Source organism: Actinomycetospora aeridis (genome assembly GCF_037400275.1).
Lineage (GTDB): Bacteria > Actinomycetota > Actinomycetes > Mycobacteriales > Pseudonocardiaceae > Actinomycetospora > Actinomycetospora aeridis.
Map to the genome: position 1 here is coordinate 303731 of NZ_JBBEGL010000006.1, position 26192 is coordinate 329922.

Consider the following 26192-nt stretch of genomic DNA (forward strand, 5'->3'; position numbering starts at 1 on the left):
CGCCGTTCGGCCGCAGGTCAGCGGCGTCCCGCGCTCCAGGCGTAGGGCAGCTCCGCACCGTTGAGCACGTGGTCACCGACGGTCTGCAGCTTGTAGATCAGCGGGTTGTGCACCGAGATCGTGCGCGCGTTGCGCCAGTGCCGGTCGAGGCGCAGCTTCTCCGACGTGATCGAGGCGCCGCCCACCTCGAACAGCTGGGTGGTCGCGTCGAGGACGGTCGGGATCACGACGGCCTGGGCGCGCGCCACGTCGAACTCGACGCGGTCGAGCAGCTCGGCGTCGCCGCTGTCGTTCGCGAGCAGGTGGTCGAGCTGGTCGGCGATGTCCAGGACCAGCGTGCGCGCCGCGTAGGCGGTGGCCGACAGCCGTCCGATGACCTGCTGGACCAGCGGGTCGTGCCGGGGCAGGTCGGCGGCGGCGTGGGTGAAGGTGCGGGTGCGGTCCCGCACCCAGCCGGCGACGTCGTCGGTGGCCCGCTGCGCGATGCCGGCGAGCACCGAGAGCTGCACCAGCTGGAGGTACGACGTCCCGTACGTCCGGCCCGGTGTCCCGTACCCGGGGCCGAGGACGCGGTCGGACGGTACGGCGACGTCGCTGAACTCGGTGGTCCCGCTCGCGGTGAGGCGCTGACCGAAGCCGTCCCAGTCGTCGTACTGCGTGACCCCGTCGGCGTCGGCGTCCACGAGGACGGCCACCCGGTCGCCGTCCTGGTCGGCGGCGACGACGATGTGGTCGGCGTAGAGGCTGCCGGTGCTGTAGTACTTCGTGCCGCTCAGACGCAGGGCGTTGTCGGAGGAGCCGTCCGGCGTCACCGCCGTGCTGTACCGGTCGATGGCCCCGACCCCCGGCTCCGAGATCGCGTTGCCGACGAGCACGCCGTCGGCCGCGGCCCGCAGCCACCGCTCGCGCTCCGGACCGTCCTCGGCGAGCAGCTGCTCCTCGACGAACCACCAGTGCACCCGCAGCGCCTGGGGCAGGTTCGACTCGGCCGCCGCGAGCAGGACGAGCTGGCGGAAGAGCTGGCGCACCGACGCGCCGTAGCCGCCGAGCTCGACCGGCACGCGCAGCGCCCCGAAGCGGACCTCCTTCAGCGCGGCGACCTCGTCGTGGGCCAGGGAGCGGTCCTGCTCGCGCTGCACCGCGCCCTCGGCGATGCGGGCGTAGACCGGGGTGAAGATCTCGTCGAGCTGCTCGTCGGTGTAGCGGGAGACGGCCGTCGCGGTCACGGAGGTGTCCTTTCGCAGGGGGCCTCGCCGGGACGGCGCGCGGCGGCAGGGAGCCGGGCCGGCGGTCCGGGGCGAGGAGGAAGGAAGAGGCGAGCGGGGCTCAGCGGCGACAGAGGGCCGACGACACGCGCGCGAGGTCGACGTGACCCCGGGTGGTCAGTCGGACACGGCCGAGCATGCGGGGAGCCTAACCGCCACGCCGCCCGAGCCCAAGATCGTCGGCGGTCGGGAGGTCACCGCTCACCTCGCCGGGCCATCCGGTCCGTCGGCGACCCGTGTCCTCGGGACACGGGTCGCGAACAGTGACCGCAGGAATGGAGCGGTCACCGCCCGCGTTCTCCCGACGTCACCCGCCGGACGGGCGCGCCGTGCGCCGCAGCGGCGGCGGAACGGGTAACCTGCCCGGTGACAGTCGTTCGCCGCCACCGCCCCTCGGCCGGTGCGGCGACCATCACGGGTCGCGCCAGCGGCCCGGACCCGGGACGCGCCCCATCTGACGGGCCCGCGGACCGGACCCGCATCGCGGGAGGAGCCACCCCGGCGCCGCCCACGATCACGACACCGACGTCCGGTGGGACCACCGGGCGCGCCGGAGGAGGCACATGGCTCGTCGAGGCCAGCCCCAGAACAACAGGGCTCGCGGCGGCGCTCCCAGCAACAACAACCGGCGGCGCGGCCGCCGGCGCGAGGACATCACCTCGGTGCTCTCGCAGGCCGTCGACGAGATCGGCGCGGCCCTGCGCAAGGGCCGCCCGACCTCGGCGACCCGCACGAAGTTCCAGGCCGTCGCACTGCTGCTGCGCGACGAGCGCGTCCGCGTCCGGGCGAACGAGGAGCTCAGCGACGCGCGCCGGAACGACCAGCTCAAGCGGCTCGACGACCTCGCGACCTCGCTCGCGAAGACCGCCGTCCGCGACCAGGCGCTGCTCGCGCTGCTCGGCGAGGACGCCGTCGTCACCGACGAGGCCCGCTCGCTCGAGCACGACATGATGCGCCGCGCCGGCATCGCGCCGCCCCGCGAGGAGGCACCCCCCGCCGAGGAGGAGGAGACGCCCGCGGCGTCCGCCAAGCAGGGTGTCGTGCCGCAGTCGGTCATCTCGCGGCAGATGGCGAACCCCTTCCTCGCCCCCGACTTCTCCGCGGCCCGGCCCACCGGGCACCGCCCCACACGCCTGGACGGCTGGGAGCTGCTCGACCCGCTGCTGCGGTCCTTCGAGCGCTCGGGCGACGGCTCGGCGTGCATGACGCTGCCGACGGGCGGCTCGCGCAAGGTGCACGGCGGCCAGGAGCTCATGCCCCACCAGGCGGGCGTCGTCGCGGCCGCCGCGGACGGCCACCGGACCTTCCTGCTCGCCGACGAGCCGGGACTCGGCAAGACCGCGCAGGCGCTGCTCGCCGCCGAGGCCGCGAAGGCGTACCCCCTGCTCGTCGTCGCACCGAACGTCGTCAAGACGAACTGGGTGCGCGAGGCCGGGCTCTGGTCGACCCGCCGCAAGGCCACCGCGATCCAGGGCGACGGCGACAACGTCGACGGCTTCGCCGACATCGTCGTCGTCAACTACGAGGTGCTCGACCGCCACGTCGGGTGGCTGCGCACCTTCGGGTTCCGCGGGATGGTCGTCGACGAGGCGCACTTCATCAAGAACAAGTCGTCGCAGCGCTCGCAGCACGTGCTCTCGCTCGCCGAGCGCATCCGCTCCTTCACCGCCGACCCGCTGTTGATGGCGCTCACCGGCACGCCGCTGATCAACGACATCGAGGACTTCCTGGCCATCTGGGAGTTCCTCGGCTGGATCGACGAGAAGAAGCCGCGCTCCGAGCTGATGGACGCCCTCACCGAGACGGGCCTGACGCCGGCCGACCGGGGCTTCTATCCCGCGGCGCGCTCCGCCGTCGTCGATCGCGGCATCGTGCGTCGCCGCAAGGTCGACGTGGCCGCCGACATCCCCGCACGCCGCATCGCCGACCTCCCCGTCGAGCTCGACGGCCCGACCGGGCGCTCGATCCGGGCGGCCGAGCGCGACCTGGCCCGACGGATGGTCGCGCGCTACACCGACGCGATCGCGGCCCGCGGCGTCGCCGTCGACGGGATCGACCACGAGCTGGTGTCCCGGGTGGCCACCTGGGAGCAGAAGGACGCGGCGGGCGCGTCGAACGGCGACAACGTGTTCAGCATGATGCGCCGCATCGGCACGGCGAAGGCGACGCTCGCCGCCGACTACGCCGCCCAGCTCGCGCGCAGCGCCGGCAAGGTCGTGTTCTTCGCCAAGCACGTCGACGTCATGGACGCCGCCGAGGAGACGTTCGCCAAGCAGGGCGTGCGGTTCTCCTCGATCCGCGGCGACCAGACCCCGACCGTGCGGCAGCGCAACATCGACGCCTTCGTCGACGACCCCGAGGTCGGCGTCGCGGTCTGCTCGCTCACCGCGGCCGGGGTGGGCATCAACCTGCAGGTCGCGTCGAACATCGTGCTCGCCGAGCTGCCCTGGACCGCCGCGGAGCAGACCCAGGCCATCGACCGCTGTCACCGCATCGGCCAGACCGAGCCGGTCACGGCCTGGCGCATCCTGGCCGCGCAGACCATCGACGCCCGCATCGCCGACCTGCTCGGCGAGAAGGCCAACCTCGCCGCCGTCGCCCTCGACGGCGCCGACGAGGAGCTCGGGGCGTCGAGCGACGCCCAGCACGCGGCCCTCGTGGCGCTGCTGACGGAGGAGCTGTCCTCCCCCGCCTGACCGTTGACGTCCCCGAATACTGGGTGTTCGGGGGTCGTCGCGGACCCCGCGGAGCAGGGGAACGCGCATGGCCGCTCCACGACGACCAGCTCGGGACCGGTGGCCGGCGTGGGCACCGTTCTCCGACCGTGCGCCGCTGCGGCGGGTGTTCCTCGTCGTCGTGACCGCCCTGCTCGTGGTGGCGGGGTCGCTCGTGACGGGTGCGGTCGCGCGCGAGTGGGGCGTGCCGCCCGCCGCGGACCCGCGCGACAAGGGTGCCGTGGTGCTGGTCCCCGGTTACGGCGGCGCCCGTGACGCGCTGGTCGGGCTCGCGTTCCGGCTGCGCGTCGTCGGTCGCCCGGCCGTGGTCATGGCGCTGCCCGCGAACGGCACCGGGGACCTCCGGACGCAGGCCGCGATGATCGACGGCACGGTCCGCGACCTGCTGCGGCACGGCACCCCGACCGTCGACCTCGTCGGCTTCTCCTCGGGCGGGGTGGCGGTGTGGCAGTACCTCGCGACCGGCCGCACCGCGCCGGCCGTGCGTCGCGTCGTCACCCTCGGCTCGCCGCTGCGCGGCACGCAGATCGCCGCGGCCGGAACGGCGCTGACCCCCGAGGTGTGCGAGCAGGCGTGCCGCCAGCTCGTGCCCGGCAGCGCGCTGCTCACCGGGCTCGCCGCGCTCCCCCGGCCGGCGATCCCGTGGCTCTCGATCTGGACCGAGACCGACGGGGTCATCACACCGCCCGACTCCGCGGCGCTGCCCGGGATCACCGCGATCCGGCTGCAGTCGATCTGCCCGGCCGCGCGGACGCCGCACGCCTCGCTGCCCGGGTCCCGGCTGGTCATGGGCCTCGTCCTCCGGGCCCTCGGGACCCGCCCGCTCCCCCGCCCCACCGACGCCGACTGCCTGACGCTGCAGGCCGAGGGCGTCGGCTACCCGGTGCTGGTGGGGACCGAGTAGGGCCGGATCACGCGGCGCGGAAGCCCTCCGGACGCTCCGCCGGCGCCTCGGCCAGGGCCCGGCGGACGCCGTCGGCGTCGAGGTCGGCGCCGTACACCGGCGTGCCCGGCTGCTGACGCCACGACTCCTCGAGCGGACCGGCGTCGACGGGGTCGAACCCCAGCTCGTCGATCAGCGCGAGGACCGTCTCCTTCGCCGGACCCTCCGCGCCCGCGACCGGGAGGGCGATGCGGCCCGCCTCCCCGCGGGCGACGCCGCGGTCGAGCAGGTGCTTCCAGTTGATGCCGTTGAACGCCTTGTACACCGGGACACCGAGGTGCCCGGAGACCCAGACGCTCTCCGGCGTGCCGTCCTCGAGGGCGTCGATCCGGCCGTCGCGCTGCTGCGGGTAGTAGTTGTTGGTCTCGATCACGGGCGCGCCGGGCTTCGCCGACGTCACGATCCCCGCCGCGAGGTCGGGCGTGTTCTTCTGCGGGATGCTGACGATCACCACGTCCGCGTCGACCGCGGCCTCGGACGCCCACACGGCCGTCGCGCCGGTCTCCGCGGCGAGCTCGGCCAGGGTCTCGGGGGCCCGGGAGTTCGCGACCCGGACCTCGTGGCCCAGCGCGGCCAGCCGCCGCGTCAGCGTTCCGCCGATCTTGCCTGCACCGATGATGCCGATCCTCATGAGCGGGGAACCCCGTGCCGCAGACCGGCATTCCGCGCTCCGGCCTGCGACGTCGAGATCGCGGATCCGGTGACGGAACCCCGCGTTTCTGCGGCGTCTCGTCACCGAGTTCGTGACCACGTCGGCCCCGCGCGAGCGCCGACCGGGTCGCTCCGTCTCCCGCCCCGGACGCCTCCCCCGGCGAGCGAACGGGGAGTTCGCGCGCCAAGAAGCAGCGAACAGCGCGTTCGCTGCACCCGGCCGGCGAGCCGTCAGGCCGCCACGAGGGGCCGCAGGGCGCTGCGGTGGAACACCAGCGGGCCGTGGCCGTCGTCGACGAGCACCTCGTCGACGCGGCACACGGCGATGAGGTGGTCGCCGGCCACGACGTCGTCGATGACGCGGACGCGCAGGGACAGCGGCGCCTCGGTGACGAAGAGCGCGCCGGCGTCCCGCCGCTCGGTGGCGACGTCACGGAAGCGGTGCTCCGCGGGCCCGGCGAGTGCGCGGGCGACGCCCTCGTGGTGCGCCCCGAGGACGCTGATGCCGAGTCCCGGCGCCCGGCGGAGCAGCGGCCACGTCGCCGATGCGGTCCGCACGCAGATGCTGACCAGCGGCGGGTCGAGCGACACCGGGACGAAGGTGCTCACCGCGATGCCGACGGGCGCGCCGTCCACCTCGGCGCACACCGCGACCACCCCGGTCGGGAACCGGCCGTAGACCTGCCGCAGGTCGTCGCCGGTCAGGGGCACGCGGACCTTCGCCGGCGCGGTCACGCGGACGCCCCGTACTCGACGTGGGCGCGGACGGCGGCGCCGTCGGCCGTGACCCAGCCCTTCGTCCCCGCGTAGTCGATCATCGTGGTCCACTTCTCGTCCCAGCCCGGCTCCTGCGCCCCGGCCCGGGCGCGTGACCGCAGGGTCTCCAGGTCGAGCAGGGCGCCCTCGGCGTCGCCCCGACCGATGCCCGACGCGCGCAGGGCGTCGTCGACCGCATCGGTCGGCAGCGAGGTCGCCACGTGCAGGCGGGTGCAGTCGTCGGGCTCGGCCACATGGGCGGAGCCCGCGGACAGCTGGACGATCACGGATCGGCTCCTCGGGGTGTCAGGGCTTCGGCCGCTGGTCGACGACGCGGCGGGCCTTGAACGTCGTCTCCGGCAGGGTGCCGGGCTCGAGCAGCGTGACCGGCACGCGGATCTGGAGGCTCCGGCGCAGCGCGTCCTCGACACGGCCGACCAGCTCGTCACGCGGAGCGTCACTCGCCGCCGTCGGCGACAGCTCCGCCTCGACCGTCATCTCGTCGAGCGCTCCCACCTTGCTCACGAGGATGCGGAACTCGGGCCCGAGCTCGGGGATCGTGCGCAGGCCGGTCTCGACGGCGCTGGGGAAGACGTTCGCGCCGCGGATGACGAGCATGTCGTCGAGGCGGCCGAGGATCCCTTCCGGCAGGCGCGGGTAGGTGCGCCCGCACGGGCAGGGGTCGGTCGCCAGGTACGTCTCGTCGCCCGGCGCGAAACGGATCATGGGCTGGGAACCGCGCCAGAGGTGGGTGTAGACGACCGCGCCGCGCTCACCGGTCGGGACGGCCGCGTTCAGGTCGTCCGCGGCCACGACCTCGGTGAACACCTCGTCGGTGATGAGGTGGGTGCCCGTGCCGGCCTCGCAGCCGACGCTGGTCTGGAACGGGTACATCTCCGAGGTCGAGCCGGCGTCGCTGACGATCGCGCCCCAGCCCGCCTCGATGATCTTCCGCGTGCCCGGGAGGCTGCCGCCGGGCTCCCCGCCGACGAGGATGCGGCGCACGCTGCTCGCGGCCAGGTCGATGCCGAGGCGCTCGGCGACCGAGAGCAGGTGGATGCAGTACGACGGCGTGGCGCTGAAGACCGTGGAGCCCAGGGTGGTGATCAGCTCGAGGTGGCGCTCGGAGTCGGTCACCCCGAGCGGGAAGACGGTGGCCCCGATCCGCTCGGCGCCCTGCACGACACCCCAGCCGCCGAAGAACAGGCCGAACGGGAAGCCGACCTGCACGAGGTCGTCCGGCCGGATCCCGGCGCACCACTGGGCCATGGCGTGCACGTCAGCGGCGCGCTGCCAGTCGCCGTGGGAGACCGCGTACATCGTCGGCGTCCCGGAGGTCCCGGACGAGCCGTGGATGCGCGCGATCTGTCCGGGCGCGAACTCGGGGGTGTAGCTGCCGAACGGCGGGTGCTCGCGCTGATCGGCGATCAGCATCTTCTTGGTGATCACCGGGACCCTGGCGGTGAAGTCCTCGAGCGAGCGCACCTGGTCGGGATGGAAGCCGTGGGCGTCGTAGTGGCGCCGGTAGAACGGGAGCTCCGCGTAGGCGTGGTGCAGCTGGTGCTGCATGCGCTCGAGGATGATCCGGTCGCGCTCCGCGGGGTCGCGGGTCTCCCGCTCGGCGTCCCAGAACCGGGGGAACCCCCGGTCGTCGACGGCCGCGACCGGGCGTGCCTCGGTCGTCACGACGTCGGCCGCGCGACGATGCCCTGCGCCTCGGCCACGTCCCAGTAGGAGTGCAGGCCGCGCACGTGCTGGCCGCCGTCGACGGGGATGAAATGGCCGGTGATCCGCCCTGCCGTCGGCGACATGAGGAACAGGGCCACGTCCGCGATGTCCGACGGCTCCTGGTGACGGGGCGGCCCGACCAGGGTGCGGTCGAGGAACTCCTGGCCGATCTGCCCGACGGTGAAGCCGGCGCCGAGGGGTGTGTTGACGGTGCCGGGCCCGATCGCGTTGACCCGGATGCCGTGGCGCCCGAGCTCCCCGGCGGCGACCTTGGTGAAGTTCATGACGCCGGCCTTGGCGGCGCAGTAGTGCCCCAGGCCGTCGGTCGCGGCGATCGCGTTGAGCGACGAGATGTTGACGACCGTGCCGCCCCGACCCGCGGCGAGCGCCCGCCGGGCGAAGGCCTTCGTGCACAGGAACGTGCCCTTGAGGCAGGTGTCGACGATGAGGTCCCACTCCTCCTCGGGGCAGTCGACGATCAGCGACAGCGACGCGGTGCCGGCGTTGTTCACCAGGTGGTCGACCGTGCCGAAACGGCTCTCGGCGAGGTCGAAGGCGGCCTCGACGTCGGCGGCGACGGACACCGAGCCCTCCGACCAGGCCAGGCGGTCACCGCCGGCGAGCTCCTCGCCCGCCGCCTTGATGTTGGCCGGCTCGATCTCGAGCCCGACGACGTTCGCCCCGCCCGCGAGCAGCGCCGCGGCGATGCCCTTGCCGATGCCGCTGCCGGCGCCGGTGACCACGGCGGTCTGTCCGGTCAGGTCCATGGGTCTCCTTCGGATGGTCGCTGGGTCGTCGGGACGCACGGGGCCGGCGCCCCGGGGGGTGGGGCGCCGGTCCCGTGCTGCGCCGGCCGTCAGCCGGCGCTGCCCTTGGTGTTCCAGCCGCCGTCGACCGGGAGGATCTCCCCGGTGCAGAAGGCGGCGTCGTCGGAGAACAGGAAGGCCGCCGCCGCGGCGATGTCCTCCGGTCGCCCGAGGCGCGGGATGATGTGCGCGGCCTCGAAGTTCTTGCGCATGCCCTCGGTGATCCCCGCGAGGATCGGGGTGTCGATGGTGCCGGGGCAGATGCAGTTGATGCGGACGCCCCGCGGCCCGTACTCCATGGCCGCCTGCTGGGTCAGGCTGACCACCCCGCCCTTCGCCGCGGAGTAGGCCGCCAGGTTCTCGAGACCCTTGAGCGCGGCCATCGACCCGATGTTGACGATGCTTCCGCCGCCGTTCTCGAGCATCCGCGGGATGGCGGCCTGCATGCCGAGCCAGACGCCCTTCAGGTCGGTGCCCACGACGTGGTCCCAGCCGATGTCGTCGAGGTCGACGACGTTGTCGGGACCGAACGTGTTGGTGACGCCGGCGATGTTGCCGAGCATGTCGAGCCGTCCGTGACCACCGATCGCCTCGTCCATGAGGCGCTTCCAGTCGTCCCGCTGGCGGGTGTCCATGACGATGTGGGTGGCCTGTCCGCCGTCGGCGACGATCTGCTTGGCGGTGGAGTCGTCGTCCTGGAGGTCACCGATGATCACGGCGGCGCCCTCGGCGGCGACGCGCAGCGCCACCGCGCGGCCGATCCCCTGCACCCCGCCGGTGATCACGGCCACCCGCCCCTCGAGGCGGGTGATCCCTGGCGCCATCAGGCGATGCCCAGCGCGACGTTGGCCATCTTCTGACGGCGGGCCATGCGCTGGTTGGCCTGGAAGTTCGGCATGACGTAGCGGGCGAACATCTCCAGGGAGCGGTTCCACTTGTCGGTGGTGACCCAGTCGCGGCAGTTGATCAGCAGCGTGCCGAAGCCGCCGGTCTCCTCCTCGAGCTCCTTGATCTGGCGGGTGCACTCCTCGGGGCTGCCGACGATCCACGGGATGTTCTCGACCATCCAGTCGAGCGTCAGGTCGGCGTCGGTCATCCCGTCGCCGATCTTCATCAGGGCGCCGAGACCGAGGCCGAACAGGTAGTCGTAGGACAGCTTGACGCCCTCGCGGATGTCGCGGAGCGCCTGGTCCTTGTTGTCGGTGACGTACACCTCGCGCACGACCCGCCAGTTCTCGCGGGTGACGGACTCGGCGATGCCGGCGCGGTTGCCTGCCTCCAGCATCGCGGCGCCCATGGCCTTGAGGTCCGGGGCGTCCATGTACGTGCCGTTGTCGGTGGGCGCGAAGTGCACGGAGAGCGGCTTCCAGCCCTTCTCGCCGCACTTCGCGTAGTTGTGCGTGCCGGTGAGGCCGGCGATCGCGAACGGCGGGACGTCCTGGTACGGACCGACCTGGAGCTGGCGGTTCTCGTACTTCCAGTACACGCCCTCGTAGCTGACCGGGTCCTCGGACGTCAGCAGCTGCCAGATGATCTCCAGCGCCTCGTTGGTCCGCGGCGACGCCTCGGAGGGCTCGAGACCGAACAGCGCCTTGTCGGTGGGCAGCCCGCCCCCGCCGAACCCGTACTCGAGCCGGCCGTGGGTGAGGTGGTCGAGGAACGCGAGGCGCTCGGCGACCATGAACGGGTCCTGGTACGGCAAGTTCACGACGCCCGTGCCGAGCCGGATCCGGTGCGTCAACGCCGACGCCTTGGCGATCATGAACTCCGGCACGGGGACGTTCTCGTACCCGCCGGTGTGGTGCTCACCGATCCAGTACTCCGAGAACCCCAGCCGCTCCGCCTCGACGATCGCGGCGATGTCGCGGTCGTAGGACAGCGTCCAGTTCTCGATCGGCGGGTGCTCCGGCATCGTGAAAAAGCCGAACTTCATCGATCGGTTCCTCCTGCTCGACTCGAGCGCGCACAACGGGGCGAGTGGGCGGCGTTGGCAAACTGCTGTTTGCCATCGGCGGTAGGGCCACTGTGGTCCGGCTCACGGACCGTGTCAAGACTGCTGACGACTACCGAGCCAGACCAGGGCGTCCCGCGCCAAACCTGCGACGTCGACGGTTGTTAACCGACCGATCGTTTGCTTACATGGCCGCCAGCCGAGACGCAGGAGTGCTCATGTCCTCTCCGACGGGCGCCGATCCGCGCCCGGAGATCCGCCGCGACGCCGACGGCGACTGGGTCGTCGTGGGGCGGCGGTGTCGTGCCTGCGCCGAGCCCGTGGCCTACGCCTGGCCGCGGTGCCCGGCGTGCGGCGCGGAGCTGGAGGAGGCGCGCTTCGGCCCGCGGGGCACCGTCTGGAGCAGCACCGTGGTCCGGATCGCCGTGCCCGGACACACCCCTCCCTACGCCCTGGCCTACGTCGACCTCGACGACGGGCCGCGGGTGCTCGCCCACGTGGCCGGGGACGAGCCGGCCCCGATCGGCGGTCCGGCGTGGCTGATCGGGACCTCGGACGAGGGCGACCTGCAGGTGGAGGTGGCCCGGTGAGCGTTGCCGTGGCCGGCGTCGGCACGTCCCACTTCGGCCGCCAGCCCGACCGCGACCTCGTGGCCCTCGCGGACGACGCGGTGAGCGAGGCGTTCGCCGACGCCGGGGTGGACGGCGTCGACGCCGTCTGGGTCGGCACCGTCTTCGCTCCCGCCGGGGTCGCCCAGCGGGTGCTGCGCGCCATGGGGATCACCGGCGTCCCGATCCTCACCGTCGAGAACGCCTGCGCCAGCGGGACGACGGCGTTCGTCGAGGCCCACGAGGCCGTCCGCACCGGGCGCTACGGGCGGGTCCTCGCGCTCGGCCTGGAGCAGATGAGCACCGCGTTCTCCGGCGCCATCACCCCGGAGGCCACCGACCCCGAGGGGCGCACGGGGCTCGCGATGCCGGCGATGTACGCCATGAGCGCCGCCCGCTACCTGCACACCGGCGCGGCGACGCCCGAGCAGCTCGCGGCGGTGTCGGTGAAGAACCACGCGCACGCCGTCCACAACCCGCGCGCCCAGTACTCCGGGACCTACACCGTCGACGAGGTGCTGGCCTCGCGCATGATCGCCGACCCGCTGACGCTGCTGCAGTGCTGCCCGACGTCGGACGGGGCCGCGGCGGCGGTGCTCACGGCCGCGACCGGCGCGGCGGGCGAGGTCGTGGTGCGCGGGGCCGCCCTGCGCAGCGGCGCGCCCTGGAACCACCGCTCCCCCCACGTCTGGGGTCACGACGTCGTCGCCGACACCACCCGCGACGCCCTCGCCGCCGCCGGCCTCGACGCGACGACCGACGTCGACGTCCTCGAGGTCCACGACGCCTTCACGATCGGCGAGATCGTCACCACCGAGGCGCTCGGTCTCGTGCCACCCGGCGACGGCGGGAAGGCCGCGGCCACCGGCGTCACCGCCCTCGGCGGCGCGCACCCCGTCAACCCGTCGGGCGGGCTGCTCTCCCGCGGCCACCCGCTGGGGGCCACCGGGCTGGCGCAGCTCGCGGAGATCACGTGGCAGCTGCGTGGGCAGTGCGGGGCGCGCCAGGTCGAGGGCGCCCGCCTCGGGCTCGTGGAGACGATGGGCGGCGGCGTGTCGGTGCTCGACGGGAACGCCTGCGTCGTGACGGTGCTGGAGGCCCGGTGACCGTCTCCCCCACCGACCTCGCCCACGCCGACCTGCTCGGCGCCGAGGCCGTCGCCGACCCGTACCCGCTGCTCGCCGCCCTGCGCGAGCACGACCCGGTGCACTGGAGCGCCCGGTACCGCTCGTGGTTCGTCACGCGGTACGACGACGTCCTCGCCGCGCTGCGCGACGAGCGGTTCTCCTCCGACCGGATCACGCCCTACCGGCGCGCCAAGCTCGAGGGCCCCGGCGCCGACGCCGGGGTGCGCGCCGCGTTCGAGGTCCTCGAGGGCTGGATGGTGTTCAAGGACCAGCCCGACCACAAGCGGCTGCGCCGCCTGCTCAGCCGTGCCTTCACCCCGCGGGCGGTCACGGGGATGACGTCGTCGGTCGAGGAGATCGCGTCCGAGCTGCTGGACGGGATCGTCGCGACGTCGGGCGGCGACGTCGACCTCATTGGCGACTTCGCCTACCCCCTCACGGCCTCGGTGATCGCCGACATGCTCGGCGTGCCCCGCGCGGACCGCGAGCAGTTCAAGGACTGGTCCGACCAGATCACCGGGCTCGTCTTCGGCGGCATGGGCGACGCGTCGCGCCACGAGGTCGGCGCCCGCGGCATGGCCGAGCTGACGGCCTACCTGTCCGAGCTCGTCCGCGCGCACGAGCGCGAGCCGGCCGACGACCTCATCTCCGCGATGATCAGCGCCCGCGACGACCGCGACGCGCTGAGCCACGACGAGGTCATCTCGACCGGGGTCCTGCTGCTGTTCGCCGGCCACGAGACGACGACGAACCTCATCGGCAGCGGGATCCTGGCGCTGGTGCAGCACCCCGGGCAGCGGGCCCTGCTCGGTGATCACCCCGAGCTCGTCGGCGGGGCCGTCGAGGAGGCCCTGCGGTTCGACGGCCCGGCCAAGACGGTCGCGCGGGTGATGGGTGACGACGTCGAGCTGCGCGGGCGGACGCTGCGCCGCGGCGAGCGCGTGTTCCTCAGCCCGTCGTCGGCCAACCGCGACCCGTCGGTGTTCCCGGACCCCGACGCCTTCGACATCACCCGCGAGAAGTCGGGCCAGCTCGGGTTCGGGATCGGCATGCACTACTGCCTGGGCGCCCCGCTGGCCCGTCTCGAGGCGTCGATCGCGATCCCCCGCGCGTTCGCCCGGCTGCCGGGGCTCCGGCTCACCGACGAGCCGCTGGAGTGGCATCCCGTCCTGCTCTCGCGCGGCATGCAACGCTTCCCCGCGCAGTTCACGCCCTGACCCCGGAGTGTCCCGATGCCCCGTCCCAGCCGCTGGCCGGAAATCCTGCAGGCCGCCGGCCAGGAGTTCCGCGAGCACGGGTACGAGAACGCGACCCTCGAGGGCATCGCCACCCGCGTCGGCATCCTCAAGGGCAGCGTCTACAACTACGTCGACAGCAAGGAGGACCTCCTCCTCGCCGTGGTCGAGCAGCCCGCCCGGGCCCTGCTCGACGAGCTCGAGCGCCTGCTCGCCGACACGGACAGCGGGGTCGCGATCCGCCTGCGGGAGCTGGTGCGGATGCAGGTCAGGATCTTCAGCGAGTACTACCCGGCGGCGTTCGTGTACCTCGAGCACCTCGGCCGGCTCGAGCAGTCGGCCCGGTTCGCCGAGTTCCGGCGGATGGACGCGCGCTACATGGAGGCCGTCGAGGCGCTGGTGGCCGAGGGCGCCGCGTGCGGGGAGTTCTCGCTGGCCGCCGAGCCGCGGATCGTCGCCCGCGCCCTCGTCGGGATGATCGACTGGATGCAGCACTGGTTCACGCCGCACGGCGAGGAGGCCGACATCCGGCTCGCGGACCAGCTGTTCGCGCTGGCCCTGGGGGGTCTCGCGGCCGGGGGCAGCATGCGCGCGATGCTCGGCGCGATGCCCGACCCCCTGGTCGTGGAGTCGCCGTGACGTCCTTCCGCCTCGACGGGCGGGTCGCCGTCGTCACCGGGGCGTCGTCCGGGCTCGGCGCGCACTTCGCGGTGGTCCTCGCGCGCGCCGGCGCGGACGTCGTCGTGGCCGCGCGGCGGGCCGACATGCTCGCCACGGTGGCCGCGGCGGTGGAGGCCGAGGGCCGGCGGTGCCTCGCCGTGCCGACCGACGTCACCGACGCCGCGGCGTGCTCGACGCTGATCGACGCCGCCGTCGACGGGCTCGGCGGCGTGCACGTCGTCGTCAACAACGCCGGCACGGGCTACGGGGGCCGCAGCGATCGCGACGACCTCGCGCAGACGGAGCGCCTCTTCGACGTCAACCTCCGCGGCGCCTACCAGGTGGCCGCCGCCGCGGGCCGGGCGATGATCGCCGGGGAGGGCGGGTCGATCGTCAACGTCTCGTCGGCGCTGGCCCTCGCGACGACCGACGTCCCCCAGGCCGCCTACTCGGCCTCCAAGGCCGGGCTGCTGGGGATGACCCGCGACCTGGCACGGCAGTGGGCCCGCCACGGCATCCGGGTCAACGCCCTCGCGCCGGGCTTCTTCTCCTCCGAGTTGACCGCCCCACTGCTCGCCCACGAGCGCGGCGCCGCGAGCGTCCGCGCCGCCACGCCCCTCGGCCGCGTCGGCCGCCTCGACGAGCTCGACGGGCCCTTGCTGCTGCTCGCGTCGGACGCCGGTTCCTACATCACGGGGACCACGCTCAGCGTCGACGGTGGCATGGCGATGCACTGAAGGGAGTCCACATGCGAGGAACCCTCGGCGCCGAGTTCACTGCGGCGTTCGACCGCTACCGGGACCGGACCGCCGTCGAGGCGGGCGGTCGGCGCTGGACGTTCGCCGACCTCGACCGCTGGTCCGCGGCGGTGGCCCGGCAGCTCCGGGACCACGGGGTCCGCGCCGGCGACCCGGTCGCGCTCCACCTCGGCAACGGCGTCGAGTTCGTCGTCGCCGACGTGGCCGTGGCGCGGCTCGGCGCGGTGAAGGTGCCCGTCAACACCCTGCTGCCCGCCGACACCGTCCGCTACATCGTCGAGGCCGTCGCGGCGCGCGTCGCGATCGTCGATCCGGCGCTCGGCGTGGACGTTCCCGGGCCGGTGATCCCGGTGGGCGACCTCGCCGGACCCTCCGACCCGCCCTTCTCGCCCCCGGCTCCGGTCGCGTCCGACGCCCGGGCGGCTATCTACTTCACCGGCGGGACCACCGGGCGTCCCAAGGGCGTCGTGCACACCCAGGCCTCGGCGGTCGCCGTCCAGTACGCCCAGCTGCTCGAGGCCGAGATCGCGCAGGACGACCGGTTGCTGCTGACGACGCCGCTCGCCCACGCCGCGGGCCTGTTCGCGCAGTCCGCCCTGATCCGCGGCGCGACCTGCGTCATCGAGCCCGGGTTCGACGCCGACCGGGTGCTCGACGCCCTGCGCACCCGCGGGATCACGTGGACGTTCCTCGTCCCGACGATGCTCTACCGGCTGCTCGACGCCGTCGCCGGTCCGGAGGAGTTCGGCGTGCGGACGATCGTCTACGGCGCGGCGCCGATCACGCCCGGCCACCTCGCCCGCGCGCTCGAGGTGTTCGGGCCGGTGTTCGTCCAGCTCTACGGCCAGACCGAGTGCCCGAACTGGGGCACCCGTCTCGCCAAGGACGACCACGACCCGGCCCGTCCCGACCTCCTCGACTCCTGCGGCCGGGCGTCGATCGTGGCGGACGTGATGATCGCGTCCGACGACTCCTCGCCGGTCGCGGCCGGGGAGACCGGCGAGGTGTGCCTGCGCTCGCCCTACCTCCTCCAGGGCTACCTCGACGACCCCGCCGCCACCGCGGAGAAGTTCCTCCCCGGTGGGTGGATCCGCACCGGCGACGTCGGGTTCCTCGACGAGGGCGGCTACCTGCACCTGCGCGACCGCCGCGCCGACATGGTGATCAGCGGCGGGATGAACGTGTACTGCCGCGAGGTCGAGGACGTCCTCGCGGACCATCCCGGGGTCGCCCAGGTCGCCGTGATCGGTGTGCCGCACGACGACTGGGGCGAGGCGGTGCACGCGGTGGTCGTCGGGTCCGTCGACGCGGACGAGCTCCTCGCCTGGAGCCGGGGCCGCCTCGCCGCCTACGCCCGCCCCAAGTCCGCCGAGCTCGCCGACGAGCTCCCGGTCACCCCGTTCGGGAAGGTCGACAAGAAGGCGCTGCGGGCCCCGCACTGGGCCGGGCGGGAGCGGGCGATCGGCTGAGCGCCCCTACGCCGCGAGGGTCACCGGGGGCGTCGCGAACCCGGCCAGCGCCTCGTCGAACACGACCACGCCGCGCTTGAGCAGCCCCGCGTGCATGTCGGCGAAGGCGTGGTCGATCCGGTCGAGGTCGTAGGCCTGCGTGATCATGCGGTCGAGCGGCAGGACCCCGGCCGCGTACTGGCGCAGGATCGACGGGATGTCGAGGCTGGGCCGCGACGACCCGTAGAGGCTGCCGGTGACGATCTTCTCGTCGCGCACCAGCTCCGGCCCGGGCAGCGACGGCCGCGCGTGGACGTCGGGCATCCCGACGCACACGATGGTGCCGCCGGGGATCGTCGCGGCGAACGCCTGGCCGAGGATGCCCTCGCCCCCGGCGGCGTCGATCGCGTAGTCGACGCCCCCGCCGCTGAGGTCGCGGATGCGTTCCACCAGGTGCTCGGAGGGGACGAGCCCGTCGGTCGCCCCGAAGATCTTCGCTTCCTCGAGCTTCGACGCGACGGGGTCGACGACGAGGATCTGCCCGGCCCCGCTGACACGCGCGGCCATGACGGCGCTGAGCCCGACGCCACCGGCGCCGAAGATCAGCACCGAGCTGCCCGGGATGACCCTGGCCTTGTTCACCACGGCGCCGTAGCCGGTGAGGATGCCGCACCCCACAAGGCTCGCCACCGCCAGCGGGACCTCCCGCCCGATGCGGATGGCGCTCGCGGCGGGGACCACGGTGTGGGTCGCGAAGGTCGACAGGAACGAGTAGTGACTGACCGGCCGGCCGTCGCGGTGCAGGCGGACGGTGCCGTCGAGGAGCGTGCCGGCGAGCAGCGCGGGAGCCGCCGCGGTGCACAGCACCGGGCGGCCCGACACGCAGTGGCGGCACACACCGCAGCTGGGCATCCAGGAAAGCGCGACGTGGTCGCCGACGCCCACGTGCGTCACGTTCGCCCCGGCCCGTTCGACGACGCCGGCGCCCTCGTGTCCGAGCACACAGGGTGACGGCGAGGGGATGCGTCCGCTGTGGGTGTGGGCGTCCGAGGCGCAGATGCCCGTCGCCGCGAGACGCACGAGGACCTCGTCGGGTCGGGGATCGTCGAGTTCGAGCGTGACCGTCTCCAACGGCTCGTCCGGAGCGGTCATGACAGAGGCAGTGATGTCCATCGGTCGTCACTCCATTCGGCACGTCGAATCGCGTCGCGCCATTCGAGACGGCGGTCGCGGCATTCTCGGGGAGAGTCGGTTCGTTCTTCGCCACCGATTCTGCCCGACGTGTTCCGCCCACGGCAGTGACAGCTGCTCCAGTCCTGGTTCAGCATCACTTCATGCCGCTCGACCCGCACCGCCTCCTCGTCCTGCGCGCGGTCCACCGGACCGGGAGCGTGCACGGGGCGGCGGCCGCCCTGCACCTCACGGCGTCCGGGGTCTCGCAGCACCTGGCGCGGCTGGAGGCCGAGGCGCGGCTGCCGTTGCTCGACCGCACGCAGCGCGGCGGCGGGCGCACGGTCCGTCTCACCGAGGCCGGGCTCGCACTGGCCCAGCGCGCGGACGACGTCGCGGACGCGCTGGCCGAGGCCCAACGGGAGGCCGAGCGGCTGCGGGCGGGCACGTCGGGCACCGTGCGGATCGGCGGGTTCGCGACGGCGCTGGGCCACCTGGTCGTCCCGACCCTGCAACAGCTCGCGATCACCGACGCGGCCCTGAACGTCCAGGTGATCGAGGTGAACGAGGTCCAGGGCATCAACCTGCTCCGCGCCGGCGACCTCGACCTGCTCATCGGTGAGCGCTACGTCGACCGCACCAGTCCGGCGGCGTCCTATCCCGGACTGGCCGAGGACGAGCTCTATCGTGAGCAGTTCCGCATCGTCTATCCAGAACTGTGGTCGATCCCGACCAGCGTCGAAGAACTCCTCGCGGGGACATGGGTGACGTCGCCGAGTGACCGACCCACCCGCCAGATGCTCGAACGACTCTGCACCGAATACACCATCAAGCCCGGCTATCAGCACATCTGTACCGAGTCGCAGACGATGCTGGCGCTCGTCGCCGCGGGACTCGGCGCGGCGATCGTCCCCGACCTCACGCTGTCCTATCTGCGCACCGAGGGCGTGAGCATCTTCGCCTCCGCGGTCGACGTGGGCTCGCGGATCCTCACCGTGACCGGCTCCCGGCGCGAGAGCCGCACCTCGGCACCGCAGCGGTTCCTCGTGACCCTGCGGGAGGTGATCGGGCGCGTGACCTCGTCGGGGATCACCGGGTGATCGCCGGCAACCGGTCAGCCGAAGAAGACGGCCGCCTCGGCGTAGAGGGTCGGGTCGACGAGCTTGAGCTGCTCGGTCGCCTCGCGCAGCGGGACCATGGTGATGTCGGTGCCGCGCAGCGCCGTCATCTGGCCCCACTGCCCTGCCGCGACGGCGTCGATGGCGTGCAGCCCGAAGCGGGTCGCGAGCCAGCGGTCGCGAGCGCTGGGCGTGCCGCCGCGCTGGACGTGCCCGAGCACCGTCGTACGGGCCTCCTTGCCGGTGCGCGACTCGATCTCGCGGGCGAGCCAGTCGCCGATGCCGCCGAGCCGGGCGTGGCCGAACTCGTCGGTGCCGCCCGCCGCCAGGACGTTCTCGCCCGCCTGGGGCGTCGCCCCCTCGGAGACGACGATGATCGGCGCGTAGTCAAGCCGGAAGCGGCTCTCCACCCAGGTGCAGACCTGCTCGATGTCGAACTGGACCTCGGGGATGAGGATCGCGTTCGCGCCGCCCGCCATCCCGGAGTGCAGCGCGATCCACCCCGCGTGCCGACCCATGACCTCGACGATCAGCGCGCGGTGGTGGGACTCGGCGGTGGTGTGCAGGCGGTCGATCGCCTCGGTCGCGATCCCCACGGCGGTGTCGAAGCCGAAGGTGTAGTCGGTGCCCGAGAGGTCGTTGTCGATCGTCTTCGGCACCCCGACGACCTTGACGCCCCGCTCGTGGAGCTCGCTCGCGACGCCGAGGGTGTCCTCGCCGCCGATGGCGACCAGGGCGTCGACGCCGAGGTTCTGGAGGTTCTGACGGATGCGGTCGACCCCGCCGTCGATGGCGAACGGGTTCGTGCGCGACGAGCCGAGGATCGTGCCGCCGCGCGGGAGCAGGCCCCGCACGGCAGGGATGTCCAGGGGCCGGGTCTCCGCCTCGAGCGGTCCGCGCCAGCCGTCCCGGAAGCCCAGGAACTCGTAGCCGTACTCGGGCACGCCGCGCCGGACGATCGCCCGGATGACCGCATTGAGACCGGGGCAGTCCCCGCCACCGGTCAGCACACCCACGCGCATCTGCTCGCGCCCCCTGTCGTCCGCGTCACGGTCCGCGCATCATGCCGTCAACGGTCCGGGGAAACGCCCGGAGGGGTCGCGCGGTCCCCGTGACGTCCGCGCCGGCCCGCCGCGCACGGTCCCCGGACCACATGGTCACGAACCGGGTGACGGAACCCCGCAGATTCACGTGCTTTCGTCACCGGGACCGCGATCTCGGCGCGCAGCGGCCCGGCAATGACGTCGTAGGGCGGCCGTCTAGCGTGACTCGCCTACCAGATCAGGAGGCGGCGCATGTGGAACTCGCTCGAGATCGTCAAACTGGTCGTCGGCGCCCTCACCCCGCTCCTTGTCGTGGGTCTCGGCGTCTTCGTCACCCGGGCGGTGCGCCGCCTCGAGGACGCTCAGTGGGCGAACCGGAAGGTCGTCGAACGCCGCTTGGAGCTGTACGACAAGATGGCGCCGTTGCTGAACGACATCCTCTGCTTCTTCACGGCGATCGGCCACTTCCGCGACATCGATCCGCCCGCGCTGCTCGCGAAGAAGCGCGAGCTCGACAAGCACTTCTTCGTCAACGAGTACCTCATGTCCGAGGCCTTCGCGCAGCGCTACAAGCAGTTCATCGAGACGTGCTTCCGGCACTACACCGGCGTCGGGAAGGACGCCGAGATCCGCATGGAGGCGGACTACCTCCGCGACGAGCGTGGCGCCGCCGGCTGGGTCTCGGCCTGGGACGACTACTTCGCCGATCCCGCCGAGGTGGCCGAGGAAGGACTCGTCGAGAAGCGCTACCGAGTGCTGATGGAGACGTTCTCGGAGCAGGTCGGAGTGCGGCCGGCGGACGCCGACAGAGCCCGGACCTGACGGTCTCCGAGGTGGCCGGCCGACGACACGTGGTGGCCGGAGCAGCCTCGTGCCGAGGACCTCGTCGGCGGCCGTCCTTCGTCCTCGACACGACCGTGGCGACCGCGATGCGTAGCCGGCGAACTGCCGGGAGGCTGCCCAGCACCCGTCGTTCACGGTGATCCAGGCCAGTGCCACGGTCGCACCGTGGGGCGGCCGGCGGAGGACCGTGCCGGCTCGGCGAAGGCGTCATCCGGCGGAGCCCCCGACAGCGGTGATCACCTCCACGGCCTCGTCGACCGGCGGCAGGGCATGGATCTCGTCGGCGACACGGCGTGCCGCGCCCGCGTACGCGGGGTCGGCCAGCACCTCGGTGATCGCGCGACGCAGATCCGCCGGGTCGACGGTGCCGTCCAGCGCGCCCGACCCGACCGCCACCCCAGCACCGATCGCGGCGACCCGGCGGGCGTTGTCCGGCTGGTCGGCGAACAGCGGCGTGATCACCAGCGGCGCCCCGGCCGCCAGCGCCCCGAGCGTCGTGCCCGACCCGCCGTGGCAGACGACCGCGTCGGCGTGCGCGAGCACGTCGGCCTGCGGCACCCAGGGGGTGATGTGGACGTGCGGTCCGGGCGGGGCGAGCCGGCCCTCCTCGACCCCGTGGCCGGTGGTGAGCAGCACCCGGGCCGGGAGGTCGGCCACTGCCGCCAGCGCGACGTCGTAGATCGGCGCCGCGAACGGGACGCCGGCCGCCACGCTGCCGAACGTCACGTACACCAGCGGTCGGTCGTCACCCGGCCAGTGGTCGGGCGGCGGTTCGGGACGGGACTCCGGCACCCGGAACCGGTGGGTCGGCGACGGGTCGGGGCCGTGCCCGGCGTCGAGCGTCGGCGGGAAGAACGTCAGGTACGGGGTCGCGGCGATCCGGGCCATCAGCCCCGGGCGCCACCCGTCGGCCGCCTCTGCCGCCACGTCCATGATCTGCCGCTGCGCCGAGACCAGCCCGACGCCGACCTGCACGTGCGGGACGCCGTCGGAGTCCGCCACCACCGCAGAGGCGAACTCGGCGGGTTCGCGGACGATGACGTCGGGCCGCCAGGTGCCCACGGTCTCGCGCATCGTGGGCAGCATCGCCCGCACGTTCAGCGTCGCGAAGATCTCTCCGATGACCCGGCGTTCGGCCTCGGGGGTGGACAGGTGCGGGATCCGGGCCCAGATCGGTCCGGTGTCGGCCTCGTCCGGGAGCGCGCCCGCGGCGAACGGCAGGGCCTCCCGCTCGGCGGTCGCGGCGAGTCCGGGCGGGCCCACGAGCAGCACGTCGTGCCCGGCCCGCCGGCAGGCCGCGGCGATCGGGAGCATCGGGGTGACGTGCCCGGCCCCGCCGGTGCTCGCGAACAGGATCCGCATGGAGCACGGTAGCGCCGACGTGCAGGCCCGAGGAGCCTCACATCGACGGTCCGACCATCGTCATCGTCGACACGTTGCCCTCGACGAGGCCCTGGGCTGCCGCCGCGCCGACGCCGCTGGATCGCTCGGCGCTGGCCCAGATACCGAGGTTGAACCCGTACAGGCGCCCCGGGAGCATCGTGAAGGCGACTCTCGACGTGGTGATCGTCTGGTATCCGGTGCTCACCGTGTCGCGCTCCTGGAAGCTGACCCTCTTCCGGAAGAGCTTCACCGACGTGCTGGCCACCACCCGACCGTCCTCGAACACGTAGAGCGTGTAGCCGCCCTCCGCGGTGGCGCTCGATCCGATGCCGTTCGCGGCGACGCTGTAGTGCCAGCGCGCCGAGATCACGGCGCCCGCGCTCATGAAGAAGCGGAACGGCGCGGTCCGGACGATGCCGAAACCGGCGTGCCCGATGGACGGACCGTCCCCACCACCCGCACCGCTGCCCGACCGACAGTCGGCCCCGGCGTAGCCGCTCGAGCGCGTCGTGGTGAGGGTGCGCGGCGCGCCGCCGGCGTGCCATTTCCAGTCGTAGTCGAACGGCGGGTTCGCGGAGATGAAGTTCGACCAGCCCGTCCCCCGAGGGACGATCACGTCCGCCATGAGCGGCACCTCGACCGCGGGCCCGCCCAGCTCGCCGATCTCCGGCGGTGCCACGGGATCGGGGACGTTGATGCCGTCCGATGCCGGTTCCTCGATCGTCGATCGCGTCGCCTCCTCCCACGCGGCGTCCCGCTCCGCCTCCGCACGCCGCCGCTCCTCCTCGACGGAGACCATCGCGGTCACGGAGTCCTGAGCCGCCGTCGACACCTCCGGGCTCGTCTCCGCGTCCCGGAAGCGCACCTCGACATCCGACTGATCTGTGGTCATCCGTGCAGCGTTCCGCAGAGATGTCGCTTTCTGTGGCAGATCGACTGGGCCGAAGAGGTGGACCTGCTGGTCTGATCGATACCGCGTCATCTAGTCCGGACTCGTGTGAATACCGGCGTACGCAATTCTGCCGACGCACGGTGACCAGGTGCGTATTTCCTGCGGCTGTTCGGGTGACGACCGAGGTCGTGCCCCCGCAGATCGTGTGACGCTGAGTTCCCGGGAACGGTGCAGCGCCGCTCTCGACGGCATCGGGGGAAATCCGTGACCACCTTGTTCTTCTATCGCAGCTCGGACGGCCTCGGCGCCGTCACCCACGTCGACGGCAACGGCCAGCTCCAGCAGACCGACTCGGAGCAGGGCATGACCTTCGGCTGGGACCACATCGTGGCCACGGCCGGCCACCTGCTCTTCTACCGCAGCACCGACGGCCTCGGCGCGGTGTGCCACGTCGACGGGGCCGGCAAGCTCCAGCAGACCCAGTCGATGCAGGGGATGACGTTCGACTGGGACCACGTCGTCGCGATCGGCAACCACCTCGTCTTCTACCGCAGCACCGACGGACTCGGCGCGGTGTGCCACATCGACGGCAACGGTGTGCTCCAGCAGACCCAGTCGATGCAGGGGATGACCTTCGGCTGGACCCACATCGTCGCCGTCGGCAACCACCTCGTCTTCTACCGCAGCACCGACGGTCTCGGCGCGGTCTGCCACATCGACGGCAACGGCGTGCTCCAGCAGACCCAGTCGATGCAGGGCATGACCTTCGGCTGGACCCACCTCATCCCCGCCGGCAACCGCTTGCTCTTCTACCGCGCCACCGACGGTCTCGGCGCCGTCTGCCACATCGACGGCAACGGGCAGCTCGCCCAGACCCAGTCCCTGCAAGGGATGACCTTCGACTGGACCCACATCCCGGCCGTCGGCGGGCACCTCGTCTTCTACCGCGGCACCGACGGGCTCGGCGCGGTGTGCCACATCGACGGCAACGGCGTGCTCCAGCAGACCCAGTCGATGCAGGGCATGACGTTCGACTGGACCCACCTCGTCCCCGCCGGCAACCACCTCGTCTTCTACCGCGCCACCGACGGCCTCGGCGCCGTCTGCCACATCGACGGCAACGGGCAGCTCGCGCAGACGCAGTCGATGCAGGGCATGACCTTCGGCTGGGACCACCTCGTCGCGGCGTGACGACGCCGGGGTTCGAGCTCGGTGGCGAGGGCGCTCAGGCGTGGGTGACCTCGTCACCGAGGCGGACCGGCAGCCCCTCGGCGTAGGTGCGGACCCGCCGTGCGCGGAACACCGCGACCAGCGTCGCTGCGGCCGCGATCACCGCCAGGGGCGGCTCGACCAGCAGGAGTCCGCCCGCGAGCAGCAGTCCGGCGACCCCGAGCACCCGCCACTGCCGCTGGGCGGTGCGGCACCGCGCCAGCTCGCGCGCGACCTCGTCAGCAGTGGCAGCGACCGGGGTGGCGGGAGCACGCGGGCCGCGGTCGTCCCGCAGCGCGAGCCACACGTTGGCCGCCGCCGCGAGCGCGAACACCGCCGCCCACACCGGCGCGCCCTGCGCGGCCCGCACCCCGGCGAGGACCAGGAAGCCCACGCCGAGCAGCGCGTACCGCCACGTCACCGTGGTCCTCATGCGATCGCCCCCACCAGCTCGAGGATCGCGACCAGGCCACAGACGGTGAGGAACAGCGAGCCGAGCACGACGAGGGCGCGCAGCGTCCGGCCCATCCGGTAGGGCGTGGGGAGGTTGACCTTGTCGATGTAGAGCAGCCCGGCGCCGTAGATCCCGCAGGCGAAGACGCCGCCCAGGATGGACGCGGGCGTGACCAGGTCGGTGAAGCTCAGGTCGGAGAGGATCGCGACGAGGGCGATGGCGCCGGTCCAGCCGTAGACGAGCGGCCGGATGCCCCGTTGCCCGCGCCGTCGCACCCGTTCCGAGACCGCCGCGAGACTCTCGTACGCGGTCCAGGAGTAGGCCTCCCAGAGCGCGTAGATCGTGCCGAAGAGGACCATGACGATCGCGACGATGTAGAAGTACTCGAACATCGGCGCCACCACGCCGAAGAACTGCGACTGGTAGGTCAGGACGTCGTTCTCCTCGGGCACCTGCTGCTGCGCGCCGAGGATCGTCGCCCCGTTCATCATGAACGCCCCGGCGATGACGCCGAGGGCGAGGAACGCCGCGAGCATGTCGAACAGCGGCGCGCGGCTCCAGGCGCGGGCGTTCGCGACGTCGGCCTGATCGGTGGAGAGCGGGATCGTCGCCCGGTCGTCCTGCGCCGCGAGCTCGTCCTCGATGCGCTCGGCGTCGCGGTGGCCGAGCATCCCCCACTTCTTCTCGCGCAGCATCCCGGTGTAGCCGATGTAGTCGTACATCCCGCCGCCGAGGCCGCCCATGAACACCGCGAGCTCGACCCACACCGACGTCTCCGCGACGTCGGGGTAGCGCTGCCCGACGAACGGGGCGTAGTCGGGGAACACGGGCAGGAGCCCGCGCAGGGCGGCGAGCCAGTCGGGGTTCGACACGAACACCGCGATCAGGACGAGCACCACCATGAGCCCGGCGATCGCCACCTGCACCTTCTCCAGCACGGCGTAGCCGCCGATGAACGACAGCACCGCGGCGAGGACCAGCACGCCGACGGCCCACAGGGTCGCGTTGCCCGCGCCGAGCGCCTCGAGGTAATCGCCGAGGGCGGTCGCCACGCCGCTGGCCCAGCCCGGGAACGACGCGAAGCAGATGATCACGAGCACGATCGGGAACCACCCGCGCGGCCCCGGCATCGCCCGCGCGAAGCGCCGCATCGGGTGCTCGCCGGTGAGGGTGATGTAGCGGTTCGAGGCGTAGACGAGCCCGCCCTTCGCGAGGCACCCCACGACCACGGCCCACAGGACGGCGTAGCCGAAGACCGCGCCCTCACGGGAGGCGAGGATCGATTCCCCGCTCCCGATGGTGAGCGACGCGATGATCGCCCCGGGTCCGAAGTACCGCAGAGCGGTCGCCACCCCCACCCGCCGCCTGCGCAACGCCTCGGGTGCTTCGGGCAACCGGAGCAACGGTCC

The 26192-nt window shown here is 72.8% G+C and carries 26 protein-coding genes; 11 read left to right on the plus strand and 15 right to left on the minus strand.

Annotated elements, in window-relative coordinates:
- Positions 1–17: 17 nt before the first annotated feature.
- Both WCD41_RS22695 and WCD41_RS31170 read right to left on the minus strand, forming a co-directional pair.
- The gene (locus WCD41_RS22695) at positions 18–1226 is read right to left on the minus strand and encodes an acyl-CoA dehydrogenase family protein (protein WP_337716694.1); all 1209 of its coding nucleotides are present in this window, start codon (positions 1224–1226) and stop codon (positions 18–20) included.
- A gap of 100 nt (positions 1227–1326) precedes the next feature.
- Entirely contained in the window at positions 1327–1404 is a 78-nt protein-coding gene (locus WCD41_RS31170) for a putative leader peptide (protein ID WP_373695181.1), read from the minus strand.
- A gap of 424 nt (positions 1405–1828) precedes the next feature.
- Here WCD41_RS31170 and WCD41_RS22700 point away from each other — a divergent pair, with 424 nt between their 5' ends.
- Positions 1829–3961, plus strand: a complete 2133-nt coding sequence (locus tag WCD41_RS22700) for a DEAD/DEAH box helicase (RefSeq protein ID WP_337716696.1) — start codon at positions 1829–1831, stop codon at positions 3959–3961.
- 67 nt (positions 3962–4028) lie between these two features.
- Positions 4029–4904, plus strand: a complete 876-nt coding sequence (locus tag WCD41_RS22705) for an esterase/lipase family protein (protein WP_337716698.1) — start codon at positions 4029–4031, stop codon at positions 4902–4904.
- Positions 4905–4911: 7 nt separating this feature from the next.
- Here the strand turns inward: WCD41_RS22705 and WCD41_RS22710 are convergent, their stop codons facing one another.
- The 7 genes from WCD41_RS22710 to WCD41_RS22740 all read right to left on the minus strand — a co-directional run bounded on the left by WCD41_RS22710 (position 4912) and on the right by WCD41_RS22740 (position 10817).
- A complete protein-coding gene (locus tag WCD41_RS22710; RefSeq protein WP_337716700.1) occupies positions 4912–5574 on the minus strand; it encodes an NADPH-dependent F420 reductase in 663 nt (220 codons plus the stop codon).
- Positions 5575–5825: 251 nt separating this feature from the next.
- Entirely contained in the window at positions 5826–6329 is a 504-nt protein-coding gene (locus WCD41_RS22715; protein WP_337716702.1) for a flavin reductase family protein, read from the minus strand.
- Complete coding sequence (locus WCD41_RS22720; protein WP_337716704.1) at positions 6326–6637, minus strand: hypothetical protein; 312 nt, start codon at positions 6635–6637, stop codon at positions 6326–6328. Before WCD41_RS22720 ends, WCD41_RS22715 begins: the two co-directional genes overlap by 4 nt.
- Before the next feature lie 19 nt (positions 6638–6656).
- Complete coding sequence (locus tag WCD41_RS22725; protein WP_337716706.1) at positions 6657–8036, minus strand: phenylacetate--CoA ligase family protein; 1380 nt, start codon at positions 8034–8036, stop codon at positions 6657–6659.
- Entirely contained in the window at positions 8033–8845 is an 813-nt protein-coding gene (locus WCD41_RS22730) for an SDR family NAD(P)-dependent oxidoreductase (RefSeq protein WP_337716708.1), read from the minus strand. The genes WCD41_RS22725 and WCD41_RS22730 overlap by 4 nt, the downstream gene beginning before the upstream one ends.
- Positions 8846–8934: 89 nt before the next feature.
- The gene (locus WCD41_RS22735) at positions 8935–9708 is read right to left on the minus strand and encodes an SDR family NAD(P)-dependent oxidoreductase (protein WP_337716709.1); all 774 of its coding nucleotides are present in this window, start codon (positions 9706–9708) and stop codon (positions 8935–8937) included.
- On the minus strand, positions 9708–10817 hold the full coding sequence (locus tag WCD41_RS22740; RefSeq protein ID WP_337716711.1) for an LLM class flavin-dependent oxidoreductase: 1110 nt from the start codon (positions 10815–10817) through the stop codon (positions 9708–9710). Before WCD41_RS22740 ends, WCD41_RS22735 begins: the two co-directional genes overlap by 1 nt.
- Positions 10818–11053: 236 nt before the next feature.
- Here WCD41_RS22740 and WCD41_RS22745 point away from each other — a divergent pair, with 236 nt between their 5' ends.
- From WCD41_RS22745 to WCD41_RS22770, 6 genes are read left to right on the plus strand one after another with little or no spacing between them, the layout of a single operon-like run.
- A complete protein-coding gene (locus tag WCD41_RS22745) occupies positions 11054–11425 on the plus strand; it encodes a Zn-ribbon domain-containing OB-fold protein (protein WP_337716713.1) in 372 nt (123 codons plus the stop codon).
- Positions 11422–12549 carry a thiolase family protein gene (locus WCD41_RS22750; protein WP_337716715.1) on the plus strand — a complete coding sequence of 376 codons (1128 nt, stop codon included), beginning with the start codon at positions 11422–11424 and terminating at the stop codon, positions 12547–12549. The genes WCD41_RS22745 and WCD41_RS22750 overlap by 4 nt, the downstream gene beginning before the upstream one ends.
- On the plus strand, positions 12546–13787 hold the full coding sequence (locus tag WCD41_RS22755; protein ID WP_337716717.1) for a cytochrome P450: 1242 nt from the start codon (positions 12546–12548) through the stop codon (positions 13785–13787). The genes WCD41_RS22750 and WCD41_RS22755 overlap by 4 nt, the downstream gene beginning before the upstream one ends.
- A gap of 15 nt (positions 13788–13802) precedes the next feature.
- Entirely contained in the window at positions 13803–14444 is a 642-nt protein-coding gene (locus WCD41_RS22760; protein WP_337716720.1) for a TetR/AcrR family transcriptional regulator, read from the plus strand.
- Positions 14441–15202 carry an SDR family NAD(P)-dependent oxidoreductase gene (locus tag WCD41_RS22765; protein WP_337716722.1) on the plus strand — a complete coding sequence of 254 codons (762 nt, stop codon included), beginning with the start codon at positions 14441–14443 and terminating at the stop codon, positions 15200–15202. Before WCD41_RS22760 ends, WCD41_RS22765 begins: the two co-directional genes overlap by 4 nt.
- An 11-nt stretch (positions 15203–15213) precedes the next feature.
- Complete coding sequence (locus WCD41_RS22770) at positions 15214–16692, plus strand: class I adenylate-forming enzyme family protein (RefSeq protein WP_337716724.1); 1479 nt, start codon at positions 15214–15216, stop codon at positions 16690–16692.
- 6 nt (positions 16693–16698) lie between these two features.
- On the opposite strand, the gene WCD41_RS22775 is transcribed toward WCD41_RS22770, so the two are convergent.
- A complete protein-coding gene (locus WCD41_RS22775) occupies positions 16699–17823 on the minus strand; it encodes an alcohol dehydrogenase catalytic domain-containing protein (protein ID WP_337716726.1) in 1125 nt (374 codons plus the stop codon).
- Positions 17824–18005: 182 nt separating this feature from the next.
- Between WCD41_RS22775 and WCD41_RS22780 the strand changes: the two genes are divergently transcribed.
- Complete coding sequence (locus tag WCD41_RS22780) at positions 18006–18941, plus strand: LysR family transcriptional regulator (RefSeq protein ID WP_337716728.1); 936 nt, start codon at positions 18006–18008, stop codon at positions 18939–18941.
- 14 nt (positions 18942–18955) lie between these two features.
- Here WCD41_RS22780 and WCD41_RS22785 read toward each other — a convergent pair whose 3' ends face one another.
- Complete coding sequence (locus WCD41_RS22785) at positions 18956–19981, minus strand: 6-phosphofructokinase (RefSeq protein ID WP_337716729.1); 1026 nt, start codon at positions 19979–19981, stop codon at positions 18956–18958.
- 273 nt (positions 19982–20254) lie between these two features.
- Between WCD41_RS22785 and WCD41_RS22790 the strand changes: the two genes are divergently transcribed.
- On the plus strand, positions 20255–20824 hold the full coding sequence (locus tag WCD41_RS22790; RefSeq protein WP_337716730.1) for a hypothetical protein: 570 nt from the start codon (positions 20255–20257) through the stop codon (positions 20822–20824).
- 228 nt (positions 20825–21052) lie between these two features.
- Here the strand turns inward: WCD41_RS22790 and WCD41_RS22795 are convergent, their stop codons facing one another.
- Both WCD41_RS22795 and WCD41_RS22800 read right to left on the minus strand, forming a co-directional pair.
- The gene (locus WCD41_RS22795; protein WP_337716732.1) at positions 21053–22207 is read right to left on the minus strand and encodes a glycosyltransferase; all 1155 of its coding nucleotides are present in this window, start codon (positions 22205–22207) and stop codon (positions 21053–21055) included.
- A gap of 37 nt (positions 22208–22244) precedes the next feature.
- The gene (locus WCD41_RS22800) at positions 22245–23120 is read right to left on the minus strand and encodes a hypothetical protein (protein WP_337716733.1); all 876 of its coding nucleotides are present in this window, start codon (positions 23118–23120) and stop codon (positions 22245–22247) included.
- A 264-nt stretch (positions 23121–23384) separates the two neighbouring features.
- On the opposite strand from WCD41_RS22800, the gene WCD41_RS22805 reads away from it, so the two are divergent.
- Positions 23385–24311 carry a hypothetical protein gene (locus WCD41_RS22805; protein ID WP_337716735.1) on the plus strand — a complete coding sequence of 309 codons (927 nt, stop codon included), beginning with the start codon at positions 23385–23387 and terminating at the stop codon, positions 24309–24311.
- A 34-nt stretch (positions 24312–24345) separates the two neighbouring features.
- On the opposite strand, the gene WCD41_RS22810 is transcribed toward WCD41_RS22805, so the two are convergent.
- Complete coding sequence (locus tag WCD41_RS22810; RefSeq protein ID WP_337716737.1) at positions 24346–24762, minus strand: hypothetical protein; 417 nt, start codon at positions 24760–24762, stop codon at positions 24346–24348.
- A complete protein-coding gene (locus tag WCD41_RS22815) occupies positions 24759–26135 on the minus strand; it encodes an Nramp family divalent metal transporter (protein ID WP_337716739.1) in 1377 nt (458 codons plus the stop codon). The genes WCD41_RS22810 and WCD41_RS22815 overlap by 4 nt, the downstream gene beginning before the upstream one ends.
- Positions 26136–26192 lie beyond the last annotated feature (57 nt).